The 18,340-nt window shown below is 66.3% G+C and carries 15 protein-coding genes; 4 read left to right on the top strand and 11 right to left on the bottom strand.

Annotation, left to right across the window (positions count from 1 at the left end; genetic code table 11):
• Nucleotides 1–214 precede the first annotated feature (214 nt).
• Together BHK69_RS22590 and BHK69_RS22585 are read left to right on the top strand one after the other, a co-directional pair.
• Nucleotides 215–2,761: a PBP1A family penicillin-binding protein gene (locus BHK69_RS22590; RefSeq protein WP_244548287.1), complete on the top strand. Its 2,547-nt coding sequence runs from the start codon at nt 215–217 to the stop codon at nt 2,759–2,761.
• Between the two features lie 227 nt (nt 2,762–2,988).
• Complete coding sequence (locus tag BHK69_RS22585; protein WP_069692055.1) at nt 2,989–3,216, top strand: hypothetical protein; 228 nt, start codon at nt 2,989–2,991, stop codon at nt 3,214–3,216.
• Between the two features lie 226 nt (nt 3,217–3,442).
• On the opposite strand, the gene BHK69_RS22580 is transcribed toward BHK69_RS22585, so the two are convergent.
• A complete protein-coding gene (locus tag BHK69_RS22580; protein ID WP_069692054.1) occupies nt 3,443–3,685 on the bottom strand; it encodes a hypothetical protein in 243 nt (80 codons plus the stop codon).
• Nucleotides 3,686–3,935: 250 nt separating this feature from the next.
• On the opposite strand from BHK69_RS22580, the gene BHK69_RS22575 reads away from it, so the two are divergent.
• The gene (locus BHK69_RS22575; RefSeq protein WP_069692053.1) at nt 3,936–4,361 is read left to right on the top strand and encodes a DUF1236 domain-containing protein; all 426 of its coding nucleotides are present in this window, start codon (nt 3,936–3,938) and stop codon (nt 4,359–4,361) included.
• A gap of 75 nt (nt 4,362–4,436) precedes the next feature.
• Here the strand turns inward: BHK69_RS22575 and BHK69_RS22570 are convergent, their stop codons facing one another.
• From BHK69_RS22570 to BHK69_RS22550, 4 genes are all read right to left on the bottom strand, one after another.
• Entirely contained in the window at nt 4,437–4,742 is a 306-nt protein-coding gene (locus tag BHK69_RS22570; RefSeq protein ID WP_069692052.1) for a hypothetical protein, read from the bottom strand.
• A gap of 817 nt (nt 4,743–5,559) precedes the next feature.
• Nucleotides 5,560–6,540 (bottom strand): Bug family tripartite tricarboxylate transporter substrate binding protein, encoded by a 981-nt coding sequence (locus tag BHK69_RS22560; RefSeq protein WP_069692050.1) that lies wholly within the window; start codon nt 6,538–6,540, stop codon nt 5,560–5,562.
• Nucleotides 6,541–6,584: 44 nt separating this feature from the next.
• Nucleotides 6,585–7,955 (bottom strand): 3-carboxy-cis,cis-muconate cycloisomerase, encoded by a 1,371-nt coding sequence (gene pcaB, locus BHK69_RS22555; RefSeq protein WP_069692049.1) that lies wholly within the window; start codon nt 7,953–7,955, stop codon nt 6,585–6,587.
• Complete coding sequence (locus tag BHK69_RS22550) at nt 7,952–8,551, bottom strand: glutathione S-transferase family protein (RefSeq protein WP_069692048.1); 600 nt, start codon at nt 8,549–8,551, stop codon at nt 7,952–7,954. Before BHK69_RS22550 ends, pcaB begins: the two co-directional genes overlap by 4 nt.
• A gap of 191 nt (nt 8,552–8,742) precedes the next feature.
• Here BHK69_RS22550 and BHK69_RS22545 point away from each other — a divergent pair, with 191 nt between their 5' ends.
• Nucleotides 8,743–9,609, top strand: coding sequence for a LysR substrate-binding domain-containing protein (locus BHK69_RS22545; protein WP_069692047.1), 867 nt, complete (start codon nt 8,743–8,745; stop codon nt 9,607–9,609).
• 40 nt (nt 9,610–9,649) lie between these two features.
• Here BHK69_RS22545 and BHK69_RS22540 read toward each other — a convergent pair whose 3' ends face one another.
• Genes BHK69_RS22540 through BHK69_RS22515 form a run of 6 tightly spaced genes read right to left on the bottom strand, consistent with a single transcriptional unit; the run spans nt 9,650 to nt 18,217 of the window.
• On the bottom strand, nt 9,650–10,654 hold the full coding sequence (locus BHK69_RS22540; protein ID WP_083269621.1) for a nitroreductase family protein: 1,005 nt from the start codon (nt 10,652–10,654) through the stop codon (nt 9,650–9,652).
• 8 nt (nt 10,655–10,662) lie between these two features.
• Nucleotides 10,663–11,778 carry a GNAT family N-acetyltransferase gene (locus BHK69_RS22535; RefSeq protein WP_069692045.1) on the bottom strand — a complete coding sequence of 372 codons (1,116 nt, stop codon included), beginning with the start codon at nt 11,776–11,778 and terminating at the stop codon, nt 10,663–10,665.
• Nucleotides 11,775–12,977 (bottom strand): hypothetical protein, encoded by a 1,203-nt coding sequence (locus BHK69_RS22530; protein WP_069692044.1) that lies wholly within the window; start codon nt 12,975–12,977, stop codon nt 11,775–11,777. The genes BHK69_RS22535 and BHK69_RS22530 overlap by 4 nt, the downstream gene beginning before the upstream one ends.
• Nucleotides 12,974–13,855 carry a ThiF family adenylyltransferase gene (locus BHK69_RS22525; protein ID WP_069692043.1) on the bottom strand — a complete coding sequence of 294 codons (882 nt, stop codon included), beginning with the start codon at nt 13,853–13,855 and terminating at the stop codon, nt 12,974–12,976. Before BHK69_RS22525 ends, BHK69_RS22530 begins: the two co-directional genes overlap by 4 nt.
• Nucleotides 13,852–14,814, bottom strand: coding sequence for a hypothetical protein (locus BHK69_RS22520; RefSeq protein ID WP_069692042.1), 963 nt, complete (start codon nt 14,812–14,814; stop codon nt 13,852–13,854). The genes BHK69_RS22525 and BHK69_RS22520 overlap by 4 nt, the downstream gene beginning before the upstream one ends.
• A 4-nt stretch (nt 14,815–14,818) precedes the next feature.
• Nucleotides 14,819–18,217, bottom strand: coding sequence for an acyl-[ACP]--phospholipid O-acyltransferase (locus BHK69_RS22515; protein ID WP_069692041.1), 3,399 nt, complete (start codon nt 18,215–18,217; stop codon nt 14,819–14,821).
• Nucleotides 18,218–18,340: the final 123 nt, after the last annotated feature.

The raw sequence follows: 18,340 nt of genomic DNA, 5'->3' as shown, positions 1-18,340 counted from the left end.
CGCGGATGCCTCGCAGGTCTTATTGGCGGAGAGTGCGGCAACGGCTCGGGAACGTCGGCTCCTGGCCCATTGCTGACGCTTTCAACGTCCGCTTAGCGGTAGCCCAGGTCATCGAGGCAAGAACGGAAATCCGCCCTGAGGAGCAGGGCTGTGTCAGGATGCCTTCCTCGTCCGGGAACCTGTCGAGGCGCCTGACGTTAATCCTGGCAGAAAAATGGGTGGGACCGATGTGACCGGGGACGAGCTTCGAGGCGGGATAATTAGCGAAGCCGCTCCACAGCGCGATGTGATCGTCCTCGGCGGTGCCGAGAAGCCAGCTGAGCATAGCAAAACCCGACCCGCCGAATCGGTTTGGCGGATGCTCGGTCGATTTCTCGCATCCACTCCCTCGAAAATTTCGGCAGCCGCGTCAGCCTGCTCACGAATCGGCGCCGACGTCGCTCAGCGCACGCAGCCTTGGCGGGCGCGGCTGGGCGCGCGCCTCCCGCCCTTGCGGCGACGGGTCGCCGAGGGCGCCGTGCTGACGGGGAGCGTTCTCCTGCGCGCCCTCAGGCGCATTCGCGCACGCCATGTCGCGATCGCGGCCGCGCTCTTGATCACGCCCATAGTTGTGCTGATCGCCTACAGCGTTGTAACCCTGCCGCTAAACGGCGGCCTCGTGATCGCGCCAACACCGAGCGCCCTGGTGATCGAGGCCCAGGACGGCCGGAACTTCGCCACGCGAGGCGTCTTCAAGGGCGGAAAGCTCTCCTCCGCGGATCTGCCCGAGCATCTCAAAGCGGCCGTCGTTGCGATTGAGGATCGCCGATTCTACGAGCATGCCGGCATCGATCCGCGCGGCATCGTCCGCGCCGCCTGGCGCAATTGGCAAGGCGGCGGCACGCGCGAAGGCGGCAGCACCATCACGCAGCAGCTGGCGCGTCTGATGTTCCTGTCGCCCGACCAGAACCTCCGCCGCAAAATCCAGGAGGCTGTGCTAGCGATCTGGCTGGAGCGGCAAATCGGCAAGCAGGACATTCTGTTGCGCTATCTGAACACCGCCTATTTCGGCGCCGGCGCCTATGGTGTCGATGCGGCGGCGAGGCGCTATTTCGACAAGCCGACGAAGGACCTATCCCTTGCCGAATCGGCGATGCTGGCCGGGCTCGTGCGCGCGCCTTCGCAGCTTGCGCCGACGCGTAACCTCGGCGGAGCCAAGGAGCGGGCCGACACCGTCCTGCGAGCGATGCTGGCGAGCGGGGCGATCTCGGCGCAGCAGGCCGCCGATGCCCGCGCCGCGCCGGTGAGCCTGCGCATTCCGCCAGAAACGCCGCCCGGAACGAATTACTTCGTCGACGTGGTCGAAGCCGACACGCGCCGCCTGATTGGAGTGGCCGCGGGCGACCTGACGCTGCGCACGACGCTCGATCTGGAGTTGCAGCGGGTCGCCGAGGGTGTGATCGCCCGCCGCTTTGACAGCGAGGGCGCGGCCAGGAAGGTCTCGCAGGTCGCGCTCGTTGCACTGGCGCCCGATGGAGCGATCAAGGCCATGGTCGGCGGTCGCGACTATGAGGCGAGCCAGTTCAACCGGGCGACTCAGGCCAAGCGCCAGGCCGGCTCGGCGTTCAAGCTGTTCGTCTATCTTGCCGCCTTGCAGAAAGGTTATACGCCGCAGACCAGCGTGCTCGACGAGCCGACGCAGATCGGCGACTGGGAGCCGCAGAACGCGAGCGGACGCTTCAGAGGCCGGATGCCGCTGCGCACCGCCTTCGCGCAGTCGAGCAACTCAGTGGCAGCGCAACTCGGCAACGAAGCCGGCATTCCGGCCGTGATCGCAATGGCCAAGCGGCTCGGCGTCAAGTCGGAACTCCCGACCGTGCCGAGCCTGGCTCTGGGGTCCGCCGAGGTGACCTTGCTGGAGATGACCCGCGCCTATGCCGTGCTGGCGACCGGCAACGAGGCGATCGAGCCCCACGCGATCCGTGCGATCCAGAGCGAAGGCCAGAAGGCGTTGTTCACCCATGTCGCTCCCGCCCCCGGCCCGGCAGGCGGCCTCGGCGAGAGCCGCGCCATGATGCTCGACCTGCTTGAGGCGGTTGTGCGCGAGGGTACGGGCAAAAGCGCTCGGCTCCAGCATGCCCCTGTCGGCGGTAAGACCGGGACGACGCAGGATTACCGCGACGCCTGGTTCATCGGATTTACGCCCGAACTGACTGTCGGCGTCTGGCTCGGCAATGACGACAATAGCCCGATGGATAAGGTCACAGGCGGCGGCTTGCCGGCAGAGATTTTCCGCGATTTTCTGACCCAGGCGGTTCCGGTCTTGGCAAAGGGCAAGGCACCGGGCGCGACGGCCCAGACGACCCGGACCGCGCCCAGCATTGCCTCCGTCCCGGGTACGGCGGACGAGGGGCGCGCGTCGGATGCGCGGCCACAGCCTGCGCCGGTGAGCGGAGCAGGCGCGGTCATTCGGGGCGTGCCGGAGGTGCTAGATACCGGCACGCTGTTGGTCGCGGGCGAACCCTTGCGGTTGGAAGGCGTAGCCAGCGAAGGCGGTGCGCCGGCAAGGCAACTTGCTCGTTTCCTGCGCCGCCGCGAGATCGAGTGCATGACGGGCCAGGCTGCCGAAGTGCAGCGCTGCCAGATCGATGGCGAGGATCTATCGGAAATTATCATCGCCGCAGGCGGCGCTCGCGCCACGCCCGATGCTCCCGCAAATCTGTTGGCTGCGGAAAACCAGGCGCGCTCCGCACGGGTGGGGATTTGGCGGCGGCAGCGCTGAGAGCGCTCGTCAATACGTTAAGATCAAGGTAACCGCTCGGCCACGTAGCGAGAGCTTTGTTTTCGATCGGCCGTCCTGTCCCCACCCCGGTATGTATGTCGCCAGTCCCTCCGTGTGTTCAACTGGTGTTCAAGAAGCGCGCGTTAAGTCGTCGCCGTGTGCCGGCTTGAGCTGCTGCAGGAATGTGTGGCGGCTTGGAAAAGTCGACGAGAACGGAACAGTATCCAATGACCACTCATACAGATGGCATTTTCGAGCCGTCCGAGCTGGCGCGAGTCGACGAGGCATTAAAATCGGCTGTTGCAACTCTTCGCGCCCGAGGATTGTTTTTCGAGGCGGAAGCTGCTGCATCGCACAAGCGCCTCACCCAGCTGTGTCTTCGCCATATCAACGAGGGCACCGATGACGCTCTCCTAGCGGAGTCGGTCGTTGAGGCATTTTTGAAGGGTGACTAGCTCCACGTCACTAGGGCAGGGTTGGCATGGCGACCGATAGGCGCTGAATCGCGCCTTGCCCGACTTCTATGTCGGACAGGCAGTCATGTTGCGCATTTGATCGCGGCTTGGGTGTTAGTCGCGATGCGAACGGGCCGATCCGGAGGCGCTGACCGGGTGGCTCATCTTGCAAACCGTTGTCTCGACGGTTTCGCCGCTGTCGTTAAGCCGCTTCCAGCGCTTCAACTCAGCCTGGAAATAGTAAGCAGGCAGACCCGGCCTCGGTTGCCACAAGTTTCTGTTGGTCGAAGATGTATTGCCGCGTCGACCCGTCGATCTGAACGGTGGCTCGGCTGGCGGCCTCACGATGGTCGATGACGAGCAGGCCGCCGTCGAATTTGCAGCTGTAAGTAATGTTCGCATCGGGCTCTGTGTGGTTGGTCAGGAAAACCGCGCCCGGTATAAGCAGCGCTGCCAAATGCGAGATCACCGCGGCCTCCCAAATTCATGCATGTCTCCTGAAGGCGCCGCGGACAGGCCAAGGTTCCGCCACTCAGCCCACGCTCTGGACATAGTCGCTGGAGCGCGTCGTGCGCTCTAGCCGCACCACCAGAGTGAGAGAAACTCGATCAGATTCGCGCTAACCCACTCATTATGAATGGTTATTCATGGAACTGGATCTCTGGTCAGCAGTTTAGAATGCGACTGAGGGGCAATATGTCCACGAAAGGGAGAAGACCATGATCAAGAATCTCGTTCTGATCGCCGCTCTCGCCGTCGTTCCGGCCACCGCATTTTCGCAGTCGAACTCAGGTGCGGCTGGTGGCGCGGCAAGCGGCGCGGCCACAGGGGCTGTCGGTGGTGCCATCGTCGGTGGTCCTGTTGGGGCCGTGGTCGGCGGCGTCGGTGGTGCCGCTGCTGGCGCGATCGTCGGCGGCATCGCGACGGATCAGCGCACCGAGTTCCGCACCTACGTGAAGGAACAGAAGGTGCCTTCGGTGACGTACCGCGAGAAGGTCGTCGTCGGTGCGACGTTGCCCGAGACGGTCACCTATCGCGAGGTTCCGGCTCGCTACGGCAAGACCGAGTATCGCTACACGGTGGTCAATAACCAGACCGTCCTGGTCGAGCCCAAGACTCGCAAGATCGTTCAGATCATCGAATGATCAAATGGAGCCCATCCCTGACGGGCTGGGCTCCTTTCGTTCGGCTACCTGATCAACGAAGGAGACAACGCCATGTTACGGCCTTTCCTTATCGCCGCTGCCGTTGCGGCTACAGCCGCCTTCAGCGCTCCCGCTGAAGCGCAGGTCCAATTCCAATTCGGCATCGACCGGCCGGGTTATGATGGTCCGCGCTATCACGAGCCCCGTGGCTACCGCTTTGCCGGTGAACGACGTGGCTTCCGAGGCCCCGTCTTCGACGACGATGACGATTGCCGCATCGTCATAAAGCGTCGGGTCAATCGCTACGGCGAGGTAGTCGAACGCCGGATGCGCATCTGCGACTGAGACAGCCTTCGGTGCAGCGAGTGAGTTCGGGCTCATGTCCCAACACCTGCTGCCTGATCAACCCTGAACAACGACAGGTCACAGAGGAGATACCCATGCGAAAGTTCGCTCTTGTTGCGGTGGCCATGTCGGGCCTGGGCTCCATGACACCGTCCATGTCGCTGGCCGCTCCGGTAGTCGGTCTGACAACCATCGAAACGCCAGACCATGTCGAGCAGATCAAGAAGGATGGCCACAAGTTCAAAGGCCACAAGGGTTGGAAGGGCTCGGGGCACTGGGACCGGGGCTATGGGTCCGGTCGATATTATGGAGGCCCTCCGCCACACGCTCGGGCCTATGGGCGGCGCGCCCGTGACTTCGGATATTACCGCTATTGGTAAATTGCCTAGAAGTGTCCGCTACGGTCGAAGCTCTGAATGGGAAGGGCCGACGGTTGTGACCGTCGGCCACGCCCACCCGGAGGTCCGCTTTCGGGCGGTGAGCCAGAGTCCGCAAATGGCGCTGCGCCGGCATCGGGAAAGTCGGCTTTCAGGCAACTCATGACCGGGCTGGCCGATGGGCGACTAAGGCGCGGAGCTGACAGCAATCCGGCTGTGCGACGAAATCTCGGCGACACAAAGTGGGGAGGGGCCGGCAAGCGCCGTTCCGGCCTTCGCAATGGCCCGAGCGAGCGGCTGCTATCGCGCCGTCATCGATCGAGCGGGACAATCGGCTACCGGTTCGGTCATGGATCCGGTTGCTCGGAGAGACCCATGGCGCAATCGAATGCAATGCCGATACGTCATCGCTTGCGACATCCCGATCGCGAAATCTTCAGGCCGCGCGACGCGCGTCTGACGCCTCCCGCAGGAGCCTAATTCAGCTGAACATTCGCTTTCTTGACGATACCGGTCCATTTGCCGATTTCCTCGACCATCCGTCTCGTCAATGGATCCGGGCCGCGCTGATCTGGGGTCGGGAGAATCAGCCCCGCTGCTTCCAGCTTGGCCCGAACCCCCGGATCGTTGAGGGCGGCATCGACGGCGCCGGCCAGTCGATCCCGGACTGCGGTTGGCGCTGCCCGCGGCAGATAGAAGGCGAACCAGCTGGAGGCGACGAATTGCGGGAGACCAGCCTCGGCGGCCGTCGGCGTGCCCGGGAGCTGCGGCACGCGCGCGGGAGCGGAGACGGCGAGGAAGCGCAGCCGGTCGCCGCTGATGAACGGCAGGGCGTCGACGAGCAGGGCGCAGGTGAAGTCGTATTGACCCGCGATGAGATCGGTCATGGCGGGGGCGGAGCCGCGATAGGGAACCTCGGCCGGCTTCAGATTCAAGATCGACGTGAGCAGGAGGCAGCTGATGTGGCTGATCGAGCCGACGCCCGCATGGCCCTGCGTGAGAGCCGGGCCGCGTTGCCTTGCGACATCGATGAACTCCTGGAGAGATCCCGCCGGGAAGTCTCGCTTCGCCGCGATCACGATGGGTGTTTCCGCCACGAGGCTCACGGGCGTGAAATCCTTCAACGGATCGTAACGGAGGTTTGGATAGAGCGCCGGAGCCGCGGCATGGGTGCCGACATGGCCGCTGACGAGGGTGTAGCCATCGGGTTGGGCCTGGGCGACGCGGGCCGACCCCGTGGTGCCGCCCGCGCCGGCCACATTCTCGATGATGATGGGTTGCCCGAGCGTGCGAGACATATGCTCGGAAACGATGCGGCTCATGATGTCGTTCGGGCCGCCGGCCGCGAAGGGCACCACCAGGCTGATCGGCCGGTTTGGGTAAGGGGTCTGGGCGTTGCCTGAAGCGAGGAATGCCTGCGCTGCGGCGAGTATCAGGCCCGTCAAAACACGCTTCATGATGGCGGCCTTTCTGTTGAAACGATGGCGAGAGCTCGGCGAAATCAACTGTGAGATGCGTGCGACCAGGCGAGGAGGACACGGTCGACTTCTTCGCCAGCCTGGCCGGTGTAGCGCCCCGGATCGGCGGCGACTTCAATCTGCTCGGGGGACAGGACGCTCGTGACGGCAGGGTCGCGCGCCAGCGCCTCGGCCAGTGAGGAGCGCGAGGAGACTGCGCTGCGACAGGCATTGCCGACGACGTCGTGAGCGTGGTGCCGGCCCATATGCGGCGCCAGCGTCATCATCACCTGTTCGGCGGCGATCAGACCCTGCGTCCGGTCAAGATTGGCTCGCATGGCGTCGGGCTGGAGCCTGAGACCGGAGCAGAGGGTCAGGCAGGCCTTCAGCGAGCCCGAGATCAGCAGGAAGGCTTCCGGCAGCAGCAGCCATTCGGCCTGCCACGGACCGGTCGCGCGCTCATGGTCGTGGATGGAGGCATCCAGGAAGGCGCTCACGAGACGGCGCAATGCGAGCCCGCTGCTCAAAATCCTTTCACAGGTGATCGGGTTGCGCTTGTGCGGCATCGTGCTGGAGGCGCCCTGGCCCGGACCGCCCGGCTCGAGCGCCTCGCCGACCTCGGTCTGCGCCATCAGCGCGATGTCTCCAGCGATCTTGCTGAGGCTGGTCGACAGCAGGCCGAGGAAGGTCATGGCTTCCGCCAGCGTGTCACGCACTGCGTGCCAGGCGATCAGCGGCCGGGCCAGCGCCAGTTCTTCAGCCAGGGCCTGGCAGATCCTCGGGCCATCGGCGCCAAGCGCGGCATGGGTGCCGACGGCTCCTGCGAACTGCACCTGCAGCAGGCGAGGCTTGAGTTCGCCCAGGCGCTGGCGATGACGCATCAGACCGGAAAGCCAGATGGCGGCCTTGAAGCCGAAGGTGATCGGCAGCGCGTGCTGGAGCTTGGTACGCCCGACCATGACTGTGTTCCGCTCTCGGCGTGCGAGTTCGGCCAAGGCCTGCGCGAGCTGGTCGAGATCCTGCTCGACCAGCGCCAGAGCATCGCGGATCTGCAAGATGAGAGCCGTGTCCATGATGTCCTGGCTGGTCGCGCCCCAATGGACGAACTCGCCATAGGCCGGTCCCGTGAGCCGGATGAATTGTTCGACCAGATTGACGATGGGCAGGCCCGCCCGAAGCGTGCCTGCGGCCAATTCGTCAAGATCGAGTGCACCGGCATCGGCCGCCTTTGCGATGGCGTCGGCCGCCTCGGCCGGAATCAGGCCTGCACGCGCCTGGACCCGCGCCAGCGCCACCTCGACGTCGAGCATCGCCTGCAGCGTCCGCCGCTCGTCGAAGACCGCGCGCATGGCGGGCGTGCTGAAGAGGTCGGCAAGGTGCCGGCTGGCGAAGGGGGTTGCGGAACTGAAGCTCATGCAGGGCGTGTCGCGATCATGGATGGTCGGGTTGAGACGTCGTCGAGCCAGCGCGCAAGACGCGGGTGCGGCTCGCGCCATGCGATGTGGGAGAGGCGAAAGTCGAGATAGGCGAGTGCGCAGGCAAGGCCGATGTCGCCGGCATCGAAACGCCCCGGAACCAGCTTGAACGACGCGTCGATGAACGACAGGGCGCGCCCGATCGCCCGTTCTTGCCGCATCACCCAGTCGGACCAGCGCAGCGGCTCGGGCCGGCGGCCCTCGATCACGGTGATGAAGCTCGCATCGATCAGCCCCTGGCAGAGCGCCGCGCGGGCCAGAGCGTCGCGCCGCTGGGCCGGAGCGCCCGACAGCAGCTGGCCATTCGGCGTCAAACTATCCAGAACCTGCAGGATCGTGCCGCTCTCGGTGACCAGCTCACCGTCGACAAGAAGCAAGGCCGGGACCTTGGACAGAGGTGCGACGGTCACGAGTTCCGCAGGCTCCGCCCATGGATCGACCTCGACCAGGGTAACCTGCTGTTCCAGGCCGAGCTCGATGACCGCGACGCGCGCCTGGCGAGCGTAAGGCGAGGTCCGGTTGAAGAAGAGCTGCATGGGACGATCCATCTGGCCTGATCAGGCCGCCATACGCGCGAGCATGACCGGACTATCGGGTGGTCGGGTGCGAACGGTCGTGAGCGCCATAATTCCCCTTTCCGATACGGTACGACCTACCGTAAAAGCGCTTTGTGTTCTGTAGAACTGAATTAATCTGAACGCTTCATTCTCTCTGACAGAATGCGCCCATGGACATCCTCGATCTTCGCACCTTCCTGGAGGTCGCCAGGGGCAAGCGCATCACCGCAGCGGGCATCGAGCTCAATACGGTCGCGTCGAACGTGACGACGCGCATCAGGAAACTCGAGGAGGAGATCGGCCTCGCCTTATTCGAGCGTCACAGCCGCGGCATGATGCTCACGGAAGCCGGGGAGCGCTTGCTGCCCTATGCCGAGAACCTGATCGTCATGCTCCGCGAGGCCAAGGAAGCCGCGCGCGACGATGGTGCGATCCGCGGCGCGTTGAAGATCGGATCGATGGAGACGACCGCCGCAGTGCGCCTGCCGGCGCTGCTCGCGCGATTTCATCGCGATTGTCCGGACGTGAAGTTCACGCTTGTAACCGGACCCACCGCGCATCTGGTCGACGAGGTCCTCGCCCGAAGGCTGGACGGCGCCTTCGTCGCCGGCCCGATCAACCATCCGGAGCTCGATGTCGTCCTGGCCTTTACCGAGGAACTCGTCCTCGTGACCGCCCCGAGCATCGCTACGCTCGAGGCCCTGCGCCACTCTGCCTCCGACGGTTTGACTGCGCTGATGTTCCGTATCGGCTGTTCGTATCGCCAGCGATTGGAGCATGTGCTGGCCGGGATCGGGTTGCCGGCTTTCAACCGGATGGAACTCGGCACGCTCGACGGGCTGCTGGGCTGCGTCGCGGCGGGCATGGGCGTCACATTGCTGCCCCGCGCCGTCATCGCGGGGTCCCATTATGCCGACAGCCTTCGGATACACGCCTTGCCTCGCGACATAAGCGAGGTTGCGACATTGTTGGCCATCAGACGGGACAAGCGCGTCGGCGCTGCCCTCCGCAATTTCCTGGTGCTCTGCAGAAGCTGACGATGAGGGCTCAGGAGGTTTCCAAATAGCTTCCATGCGCTCAACGCGCAGCGGACGACCTCATCTCGCTAGGCTCGGTGATGAGCTCCTGAACCGGCAAGCGGACATGCCGCGTCGAAGGCGCGCCTGCGGCAACACCCAGCCTGAAGACGTTGACGAGCCGGCGTCCCGTGGGGACGCCATGCTGCGCGACCAGCATCCGGTTCGCCTCGGGCCAATCGGCCAGAACCGAGACCGGGCAGGCGGCGAGGCGAAGCCGCTCCATCGTCAGCCAGGCGCGGTAGAAGGCCTGGCCTGTCTCGATCGGATCCTCTCCGGCGGGGCGGTGAAACAGCGCGATGACGCCCGATGCGGTCTTGGCGCGATCGCTCGTCAGCGGGGCAGCCAAACCGATGCGACGCAGCAGCGGGAATAGCGGCCCCAGAACCCAAGCGGCCCCGAGCGCCTCGACGCGCCCCAGAGCCAGCGCCTCGGCGTCGAGCCCATCGCGACCATTGCCGGCATCACCCTGCCTCAGCCGCATCCAGTGCAGGAGTTCCCGACGCTGCGCGTCATCGCACAGGGCATGATAGGCCGCACGATTGCCCAGATCGGCGATCGCCGTCACGGCATCGCGCTGCGAGATGACGATGAGATCGTCCCTCTCGCTGTCCAGGCTTTCGAGGCGTCCTTGCGTCTCGTCGTCGGGCGGCTGGAAGGCGCCGCGCCAGCTCATGCGGGTGGCGACTGCCGCCGCGAGCGAATCCGGCGCGCCGCCAGCCTCGACAACGAGGCGGGCGACGGGGTTCGGCCCGCTTGCGATCTCGATCCGGCCGATCCGCAGGCCGCGGCGACCAAGCGCGATGCTCATGCCTTCGATCGCGGCGCCATGCGAGAGCCGCACATCATGGCCGCTGGGATCGGCCGCGGGCAGCTGCCGCGTGTCGTCGGCGAGGACGAGCAAGGCTTCGCCGTCGCGCTGCCAGCGCGTCGGCTGGATGTTGTGGACGCTCGGCGCAAGCCTGGCCTCCGCCACCAGCTCTTCCACCACTGGGCGATCGAGCATGGCCACCCCTAAACCACCAGCGATTTCGAGAACAAATGCAGGCGGTGCAGCGGCCTGGCGCCGGCCTTCTCGGCCTGGCGCAGGCTCGGCCCGTTGCTGTCGGCGATCCAGGTGCCGCCCAGCCTGGCGTAGCCGGCCGCTTTGAGCGCGGTCGCGACCTTGTACAGCATCGCGCCGTTGATGCCGCGGTTATGGGCGGCGCGGCTGACCGACTGATAGACGATCACGGCGCGCCGGTTGCTCCAGCGATGCCGAAGGAAGCGGAACGGGAAGCTTGGCCCGAGCCGCCCGCCGACCGCTTTCACCAGCGGGTTGAGATCGGGGATGGCGATGATCGCGCCGATCGGCTCGCCCTTGTGGTGGACGACGGTCGAGATGCGCTTGTCGATGACCCACATCATGTCGCCGGCCTGGAAGCGGTATTCCGCCTGGCTGGGCGGCACGAACATCGGGTTGCCGTCGAAGCCGTCATTCAGGATCAAGCGCGATTCTTCGAGCCGCGCCTCGAAATGGCGCCGGTCGATCGGCATCCAGCGATAGTCGGGGTCGGCCAGGATCTCGCGCTGCCTGGGGCCGAGGAGCAGCGCCGGGTCGATGTCGGAGAGCGCGATCTCGAAGGTCGTCATCGGGAAGGTGCGGGCATAACCGTTGGCCTCCAGCAGCGTGACGAGATGCGGCGGCGTCCAGACCATGTCGGTATAGGGCGCGCGCCCGAAACCCTCCGTGACCACGCCGATCTGCTGCATGGCGGTCAGGTTGAAATTGCCTGATATCTCCGCCATGCCGCGCTGCCGTGCCCAGGCCTCGGCCGCGCCCAGCAGCGCGCCTGCGGTTTCGGGATCGTCGCCGCAATCGAAATAGCCGAACTGGGCGCGGTTCGTGCCGTGGCGTGCATTGGAGGCGTCGTGGATCGCAGCAATGATGCGCCCGGCCGGCACGCCGTCGCGCAAAGCGACGAACAGCTCGAAACGGCCATGGCCGTCCCTGGTCAAAGGATTGCGGGCGGGGTCGAGCATGCGGTCGAAATCCGACCACATCGGCGGCACATAGGGGCTGTCGCGCCCGTAGACATGGCCGGTGACCGCGAAGGCCTTGCGGCGGTCATTGCTGAAGATCTCGATCATGCGGTCGCACCCTGCGCAGACGTCGCCAGCATGCGGCGAACCAGGACAAGCGCGGTCTCGGTCGCGGGATCGGCCGAAACGGCCGGGATCGTCAGCAGCAGGAGATCGAGCGGTTCGGTCGCGATGACGAGCATATGGCTTGCCGAATAGGTCGCCATCAGCGCGGTAAGCCGTTCCGTCGCCGGATCGGTCTGGTCTCGCCCCCAGGGTTGCTGGGCGGCGCGCAGCACCTGCTGCTCCTGCAAGGCCGGTCGCAGGATGTCGGGATCGAACGCGGACAGATCGGGTTCGCGCAGATGCCTGGCGCTTTCGAAGACGGGGTGGGCGGCGAGATCGGCGATCAAGGCAGGGCGATCACGCCCGCGCGACTGAACGATGGAGGCCAGCACTCCCGGCGAGTTCGCCTCGAACAGCCCTCTCAGCGCATCGACCATCAGGCCGGCCGCGAGAAAGCCGGAGAGCAGGATGGCGCTGAGCCGGACCGTCTCCGGCGCATCCGCCCCATTGGACACCGCCAGGACTGCCGCGAGCAGCAGGGCCGTCGCGCAGCGCAAGGCCAGCAGGGCAAAGCCCTGACGTCGCGTATGTTCGCCGCCGCTCTGGATCAGCACCACGCCGACCATGACGAGCACGCCAAGCCCGCCAAGCCGCACCGGCATGTTGGGGATCAGGTTGCGGAAATCCGTGAACAGGAAGGGCAGCACCAGCACGATGCAGAGCCAGAGGCGGTCGACCCCGGCGTTCTCGGCCTTCGTCAGCGAGGCCTTGTCGCGGCGCGCCAGCAGCAGGCCACACATGATCAGGGTCGCGATCTGCAGGGCGGCGAGGCCGATATCGTAGAGGCGCGTCAGCTCGGAGAGGCCGAGCAGGCTTCCAAGCGCCAGCACGGCGGAGCCGATCAGGACCACAAGCTTGACGAAGCGTGGCGCATGGCGGCGCAATGCCCCTTCGGTGACGGCGAGAACGCCGAGCGGCACCGTGGCGGCGCAGGCCAGTGCGAGACGCTCGAGCCCGATGCTGCCCGACCACCAGGCGAGGCCGCGCAGCACGAACAGCGCCATGACGAGCCCGAGCGCCCATTGGAAGCGTTGCGTCAGCGCGCCGCGCGGGTCGCGCCGGCGCAGGCTGAGCATCGCGACGCCGAGGCCGAGCGCTCCGCAGAGATTGACGACGGAATCGGCGACCAGGACCGAGGTCATGGCGAACCCATCATGCGGGCGAGCGCGCGCGCCACGAAGGGGCGCAGCAACGCAGCGACCGGCGCCGGCCAGGGTCGCTCGACCGCGGGCTTGTGCGGGTTGAAGAACCAGCCGCGGCAATCGGTTCCGCTGCGCTTGCCGAGCACCAGCGCGATCGCCTCATAGGCCATCATCATGCCGGTAGTGATGACCATCGGCGCGAAGGACATGCGGCTGCGCCGCCCGGCGGCGACCTCGGCGGCAACAGCGAGATCGACATGGTGGCGCGAGCTCGAATGCAGCATGACATGCTCGATCTCGCGCAGCATGGCGGCGCGCCGGTCGGCCTCGTCGATGGCCCGCCAGTCCTTGCCGAGCGTGGGGAAGCCGAGGCGTTCCTCCGGCCGCGGATCGCTGGGGCGCACCACGGTGACCGAGGGCAGCGGCGACATATAGGCGTCGATCACCGTCGCACCGGCAAGCTTCGCCTCACGGTAGAGCTGAACGCCGGCCGCAATGTCGTCCATGCCGTTGACCAGCACGGCGCAGCGCGCGGCAATAGCGGGCAGTTGCTCGATCCACTCCGCGCCCAGGACCTCGACTGCGATCTCGGGGTTGATCTGGCGCGCCGCCTCGGCTGCGGCTTCCGCCTTGCCAAGGCCCAGCGTTCCCGCATGGGCGAAGACCTGGCGGTTCAGGTTGGAGGTCTCGAAGCGGTCGATATCGGCGATGATGAAATGGCCGATGCCGGCCCGCACCAGCGCCATGAAGGCCGCCCCGCCCATGCCGCCGACACCGCAGATGAAGATGCAGGCCCCGCGTAAGCGCTCCTGCTCCTGCGCCGAGACGAAGCCGAGATTGCGGGTGGTGAAGCTCTCATAGGAGAAAGGCTCGGTCATAATCTCTGCCGGGACGGGCGTGGACGCAGCAGGCCGAAGCGGCGGCCGTCATCGAGCCAATAGAGGATGGGCAACACGAGCCGCTGCAGCAGCAGGAAGGCCCCGGCCCCCAGCAGCCCCGGCAGCGACGCGCGCGGCAACTGGCCGATGAGGTAGCGGCGCGCGGCAGGCAGATCGATCCGGCCGAGCTGAAGCAAGTCGTCGCCGCGCTCATAGTCGAGCGTGCTCTCGCAGAAAGCGTTGTAGTGCGGCTCGCGGTGCTGGGCCGCGGCCGCGAAGCTCTTCTTCAGATCGTCGGAACCGCCGGTATAGGCGTTGGTGATGACCGAGCGGGCCTCGTCGAAGCCGGCCTCCTCGCCGACGCCGAAGACATGGCGGTGGTCGCGCATGATCTGCCGCGCGAGGGTGAGATGCGCGAAGCTCTGGCGCGCGCCGGCATCGGGCGAGGGGTAGATCTCGGAGAAGGTCTGGCAGACCATGCCGACGACGCCGGGCACCTGCGTGACATTGGAGATCCAGCGCGGGCGCAGGCCGCCCCGGATGAAGAGCACGAGCACGGTCAGCCCGTAGAGCACACCCGAGAGGCCGCGCCCGCGCTGATCGGGATCGACCATGACGAGGCCCAGATGCGTGACCTCCTGCTGGTCTCCGTTCAGCGAGACGCGCATCTGCGCCAGCGCGTTGAAGGCGATCGGCTTGCCGCTCTCCTTCTCGGTGATCAGCGTTATGATCGTCTGCGACAGCCGCTCGCGCTCGCCCGAGAACACGCCATAGCTCAGGGCGCCCTGGGCCAGCGTCCGGCCCGCGACGATGCGCAATTGCTCGACCAGCGCAGCCAGCGCCACGTCGTCGAGCACCGCGCCGGGGCGCTCGATGATCCGCGTCACCAGCCCGGGATGGGTGGTCAGCGTCAGATCGAGCGCCGGCTTCGTCAGCGCCTTGAGCCAGAAGCGCAGCATCGCCTCAGGCGGCCAGCGCGGCGGAGCGTTCGCGCACCAGGCGCGTGACCCCGGCGAAGTCCAGCTTGCCCGAGCCGAGCACCGGCACGGCCGGCACGACCAGGACTTCGGCGGGGACCATCAATTCGGAGGCGCCCTTGCTCTTGGCATGGGCCTGGAATGCCGCCTTGGTCGCATCGCGCTGGGCGGTGACCAGCACCAGGCGCTCACCCTTGCGCGCATCGGGCAGGCTCGCCACGGCCGAGAGCGCATCGGGCCAGAGCTCGGCCGCCAGGGTCTCGATCGCGGCGAGCGAGACCATTTCGCCGGCGATCTTGGCGAAGCGCTTGGCGCGCCCCTTGATCACGACGAAGCCGTCCTTGTCGATGGTGACGATATCGCCGGTATCGTGCCAGCCCTCGACCGGCGGCTCCAGCACGCCGGGATTCTCGGCGCGCAGATAGCCCAGCATGATATTGGGACCGCGCACATGCAGGCGCCCGCCCTCATCGACGCCGGGAACCTGTTCGAGCCTGGCTTCCATGCCCGGCATGATCCGGCCGACGGTGCCGAAGCGGTTGAACATCGGCGTGTTGATCGCCAGCACCGGCGCGGTTTCGGTGACGCCGTAGCCTTCCAGGATGCGGACGCCGAACTTCTCCATATAGATCCGGCGCGTCGCCTCCTTGACCGGCTCGGCCCCGGCCAGGATGTAGCGCAGCGAGCGCAGATCATAGGGGTGGGCCGCCCGGGCATAGCCGGAGAGGAAGGTGTCGGTGCCGAACAGGATGGTGGCGTTGGAGCCATAGACCAGCTCCGGCACCAGCCGGTAATGCAGCGGCGAGGGATAGAGATAGACCGGCACGCCCGAGACCAGCGGCAGCACGAGGCCGACCGTCAGGCCGAAGGAATGGAACACCGGCAGCACGTTGAAGACCTTGTCGCGCCGGCCGAAGTCGATCCGCGCCGCGGCCTGGGCCGTGTTGGCGAGCATGTTGGCATGGGACAGGACGACGCCCTTGGGCGTGCCTTCCGAGCCGGAGGTGAACAGGATCGCGGCCCGGTCCTGCCCCGTCGAGGCAAGGATCGGCCGGCCATGGCGCCACAGGGCCTTGAGCTTGTCGCTAGTCGATACCGTGGCCCGGACATCCTCCAGATAGACGATCGCGACTGTTTCCCTGAGTGCCTCGACCAGCGGCCCCATCCGGCCCTTCTCGACGAAGGCGCGCGAGGTCACGATCGTGCCGATCTCGGCCGCCTTGCAGGCCGCCGCGATATTGGTGGCGCCGGCCGTGAAGTTGATCATCGCCGGCACGCGGGCCGCCGAGATCAGGCCAAGCAGCGTCACCGCCGCGCCATTGGCATTGGGCAGCATCACGCCGAGCGCTTCGCCGGGCTTTGCCAGCGGCGCGAGCTTGCGGCCGAGCACCTCGGCGCCGATCAGCAGGCGCTTATAGGTCAGCGAGCCCGTGATCGGGTCCTCGACCGCGATTCGGCCCATGCCATGGACCTTCGCGGCCTCGACGACGGCCTCGAAGACGCTGCGGTCGATATCCGTGGTCTTGAAGATCAGGTCCGACATGATCTGGTAGAGCGCAGCGCCCGCGGCCTGGCGGCGCGCCTTGCCCTTGAGCTCCTCGGCGACGCTGAGCGCGACCGGCTCCAGGATGGTGACGCGCACCTTCGGGAACCAGCGGCGGCGAACCTGCTCGCGGGTCAATCGCGAGAACACGGTCGCCTCCAGCCCCTCGATGCGGACAGGCACGACCATGGCGCCGGATTTCTCGGCGATCATGGCGGCGCCGTCATAGACCTTCATCAGGCTGCCGGTGACGGTGAGGCGGCCTTCCGGGAAGATGATCAGGCTCTCGCCACCCTTCACCGCATTGATCAGCGAGCGCGTCGCCAGCGGGCGCGTCGGGTCGAGCGGCATGGCGCGCGTCAGCTTCAGGAAGGGCTTGACCCACCAGCGCTGGGCGATGCCGTGGTCGATGGCGAAGACCGGGTCCTTGTCGAGGATCGAGAGCGCCAGCGCCGCATCGAGGAAGCTGACATGGTTCAGCGCGATGATCGCATTCGGGCCGGCCTTGGCGATGTTCTCCTGGCCGGCGATTTCGAGCCGGTAGAAGGCGCGCAGCAGGATCGACAGGAAATCGCGCAGCGGATTGGTCGGCAGCGTCCTGAAGATCCAGACGGCAGCCGCAAGCGTGCCCGCGCCGATGATCAGGAAGAGCTGCGACAGGCTCAAGCCCGCAGCCTGCAGCAGCGCGACGACGACGGTGCCCGCGACCATGAAGGCCGCCGAAAGCACATTGGCGGCCGCGATGATGCGCGCGCGTTTTTCAGCCGGGGCCCAGACCTGCATCGCCGCAAAGGACGGCACGATGAAGACGCCGCCGGCGATGGCGAGGCCGGTAAGGTCGATGCCGACGCGCCAGGCCAGGCCGTCCGCGAAGAAGGCGGCGACATCGCGCGCCGGCTGATGCGCCACCACGCCGGAGATCGCCCAGCCGAGATCGAGCGCGAACAGGCCCATGACGAGGCAGGCGACCGGCACCGGCAGGAGCACGATCCGCCCGCTCGACAGGAAGGAGCCGATGCCCGAGCCGACCGCGATGGCGATGGCGAAGAGACCGAGATAGACGCTGACCACGAGTTCGGTGCCGCCCATGCCGTTCTTCACCAGAGAGGGCAGCAGCGACATCACCACCGCGCCGATCAGCCAGAACAGGCTGACCATGACGCCGGTGCGCCAGAGCCGGGCATCGGCCCAGAGATCCCTGAGCAGGCCGCCGGTCGAGCGGAAGATGTTGGCGTCGATCTTGAGGTCGGGAGCCGCGGCCTCGGTCTTGGGGATAAACAGGGTGGCAATCCAGCACGCGAGCGCGAAGACCATGATCAGGGCGCTGAGCGAGGCGACATTGCCGCCCTCCCGCGCGGTGAGGCCGCCTGCGACGGTGCCGAGCAGGATCGCGATGAAGGTTGCGCCCTCGATCAGCGCGTTGGCCGCCGGCAATTCCTCGCGCCTGAGATGATCGGGCAGGATGCCGTATTTGATCGGGCCGAACAGCGCCGCGATGATGCCGAAGGCCGCCAGCGCCACGAACAGCACCGGCACCGATTGCAGCATGAAGCCTACAACCGCGATCCCGGATGCGCCGATCTCGGCGAGCTTCAGGCGGCGCGCAATCAGCGCCTTGTCGAAGCGGTCGGCCATTTGGCCGCCAAGGCCCGAAAGCAGGAAGAACGGCGCAATGAAGATGCCGCCGGCGAGCGTCACCAGCGCTTCGCCATGCGAGCCGACGAGCTTGTAGAGGATGATGAAGACGAGCGCGTTCTTGAGGAAATTATCGTTGAAGGCGGAGAAGAACTGCGCCCAGAACAACGGCGCGAAGCGCCGCTTCAGCATCAAACTATCGGTCATGGCTTGCTCGCGTTGCGTTCGAGGGAGGGTTGCATCGCCATTGGAAAACAATCGTTTCACGCGAGTGGCGATGCGGTTTCTCGGTTAAGTCGCGCTTACCGGCGCGCCGGCGTTTTGCGCGAT

Source organism: Bosea vaviloviae, from assembly GCF_001741865.1.
In the GTDB taxonomy this organism is placed as follows: Bacteria; Pseudomonadota; Alphaproteobacteria; order Rhizobiales; family Beijerinckiaceae; genus Allobosea; species Allobosea vaviloviae.
The sequence above is the reverse complement of the archived record's forward strand: the minus strand, read 5'-3'. Positions and strand labels throughout refer to the sequence as shown.

Bases quoted from the DNA above. Each gene is read 5' to 3' on its own strand.
- BHK69_RS22590 (WP_244548287.1), top strand. From the start codon at position 215: ATGGGTGGGACCGATGTGACCGGGGACGAGCTTCGAGGCGGGATAATT.
- BHK69_RS22585 (WP_069692055.1), top strand. From the start codon at position 2,989: ATGACCACTCATACAGATGGCATTTTCGAGCCGTCCGAGCTGGCGCGA.
- BHK69_RS22575 (WP_069692053.1), top strand. From the start codon at position 3,936: ATGATCAAGAATCTCGTTCTGATCGCCGCTCTCGCCGTCGTTCCGGCC.
- BHK69_RS22570 (WP_069692052.1), bottom strand. From the start codon at position 4,742: ATGAGCCCGAACTCACTCGCTGCACCGAAGGCTGTCTCAGTCGCAGAT.
- BHK69_RS22560 (WP_069692050.1), bottom strand. From the start codon at position 6,540: ATGAAGCGTGTTTTGACGGGCCTGATACTCGCCGCAGCGCAGGCATTC.
- pcaB (WP_069692049.1), bottom strand. From the start codon at position 7,955: ATGAGCTTCAGTTCCGCAACCCCCTTCGCCAGCCGGCACCTTGCCGAC.
- BHK69_RS22550 (WP_069692048.1), bottom strand. From the start codon at position 8,551: ATGCAGCTCTTCTTCAACCGGACCTCGCCTTACGCTCGCCAGGCGCGC.
- BHK69_RS22545 (WP_069692047.1), top strand. From the start codon at position 8,743: ATGGACATCCTCGATCTTCGCACCTTCCTGGAGGTCGCCAGGGGCAAG.
- BHK69_RS22540 (WP_083269621.1), bottom strand. From the start codon at position 10,654: ATGCTCGATCGCCCAGTGGTGGAAGAGCTGGTGGCGGAGGCCAGGCTT.
- BHK69_RS22535 (WP_069692045.1), bottom strand. From the start codon at position 11,778: ATGATCGAGATCTTCAGCAATGACCGCCGCAAGGCCTTCGCGGTCACC.
- BHK69_RS22530 (WP_069692044.1), bottom strand. From the start codon at position 12,977: ATGACCTCGGTCCTGGTCGCCGATTCCGTCGTCAATCTCTGCGGAGCG.
- BHK69_RS22525 (WP_069692043.1), bottom strand. From the start codon at position 13,855: ATGACCGAGCCTTTCTCCTATGAGAGCTTCACCACCCGCAATCTCGGC.
- BHK69_RS22520 (WP_069692042.1), bottom strand. From the start codon at position 14,814: ATGCTGCGCTTCTGGCTCAAGGCGCTGACGAAGCCGGCGCTCGATCTG.
- BHK69_RS22515 (WP_069692041.1), bottom strand. From the start codon at position 18,217: ATGACCGATAGTTTGATGCTGAAGCGGCGCTTCGCGCCGTTGTTCTGG.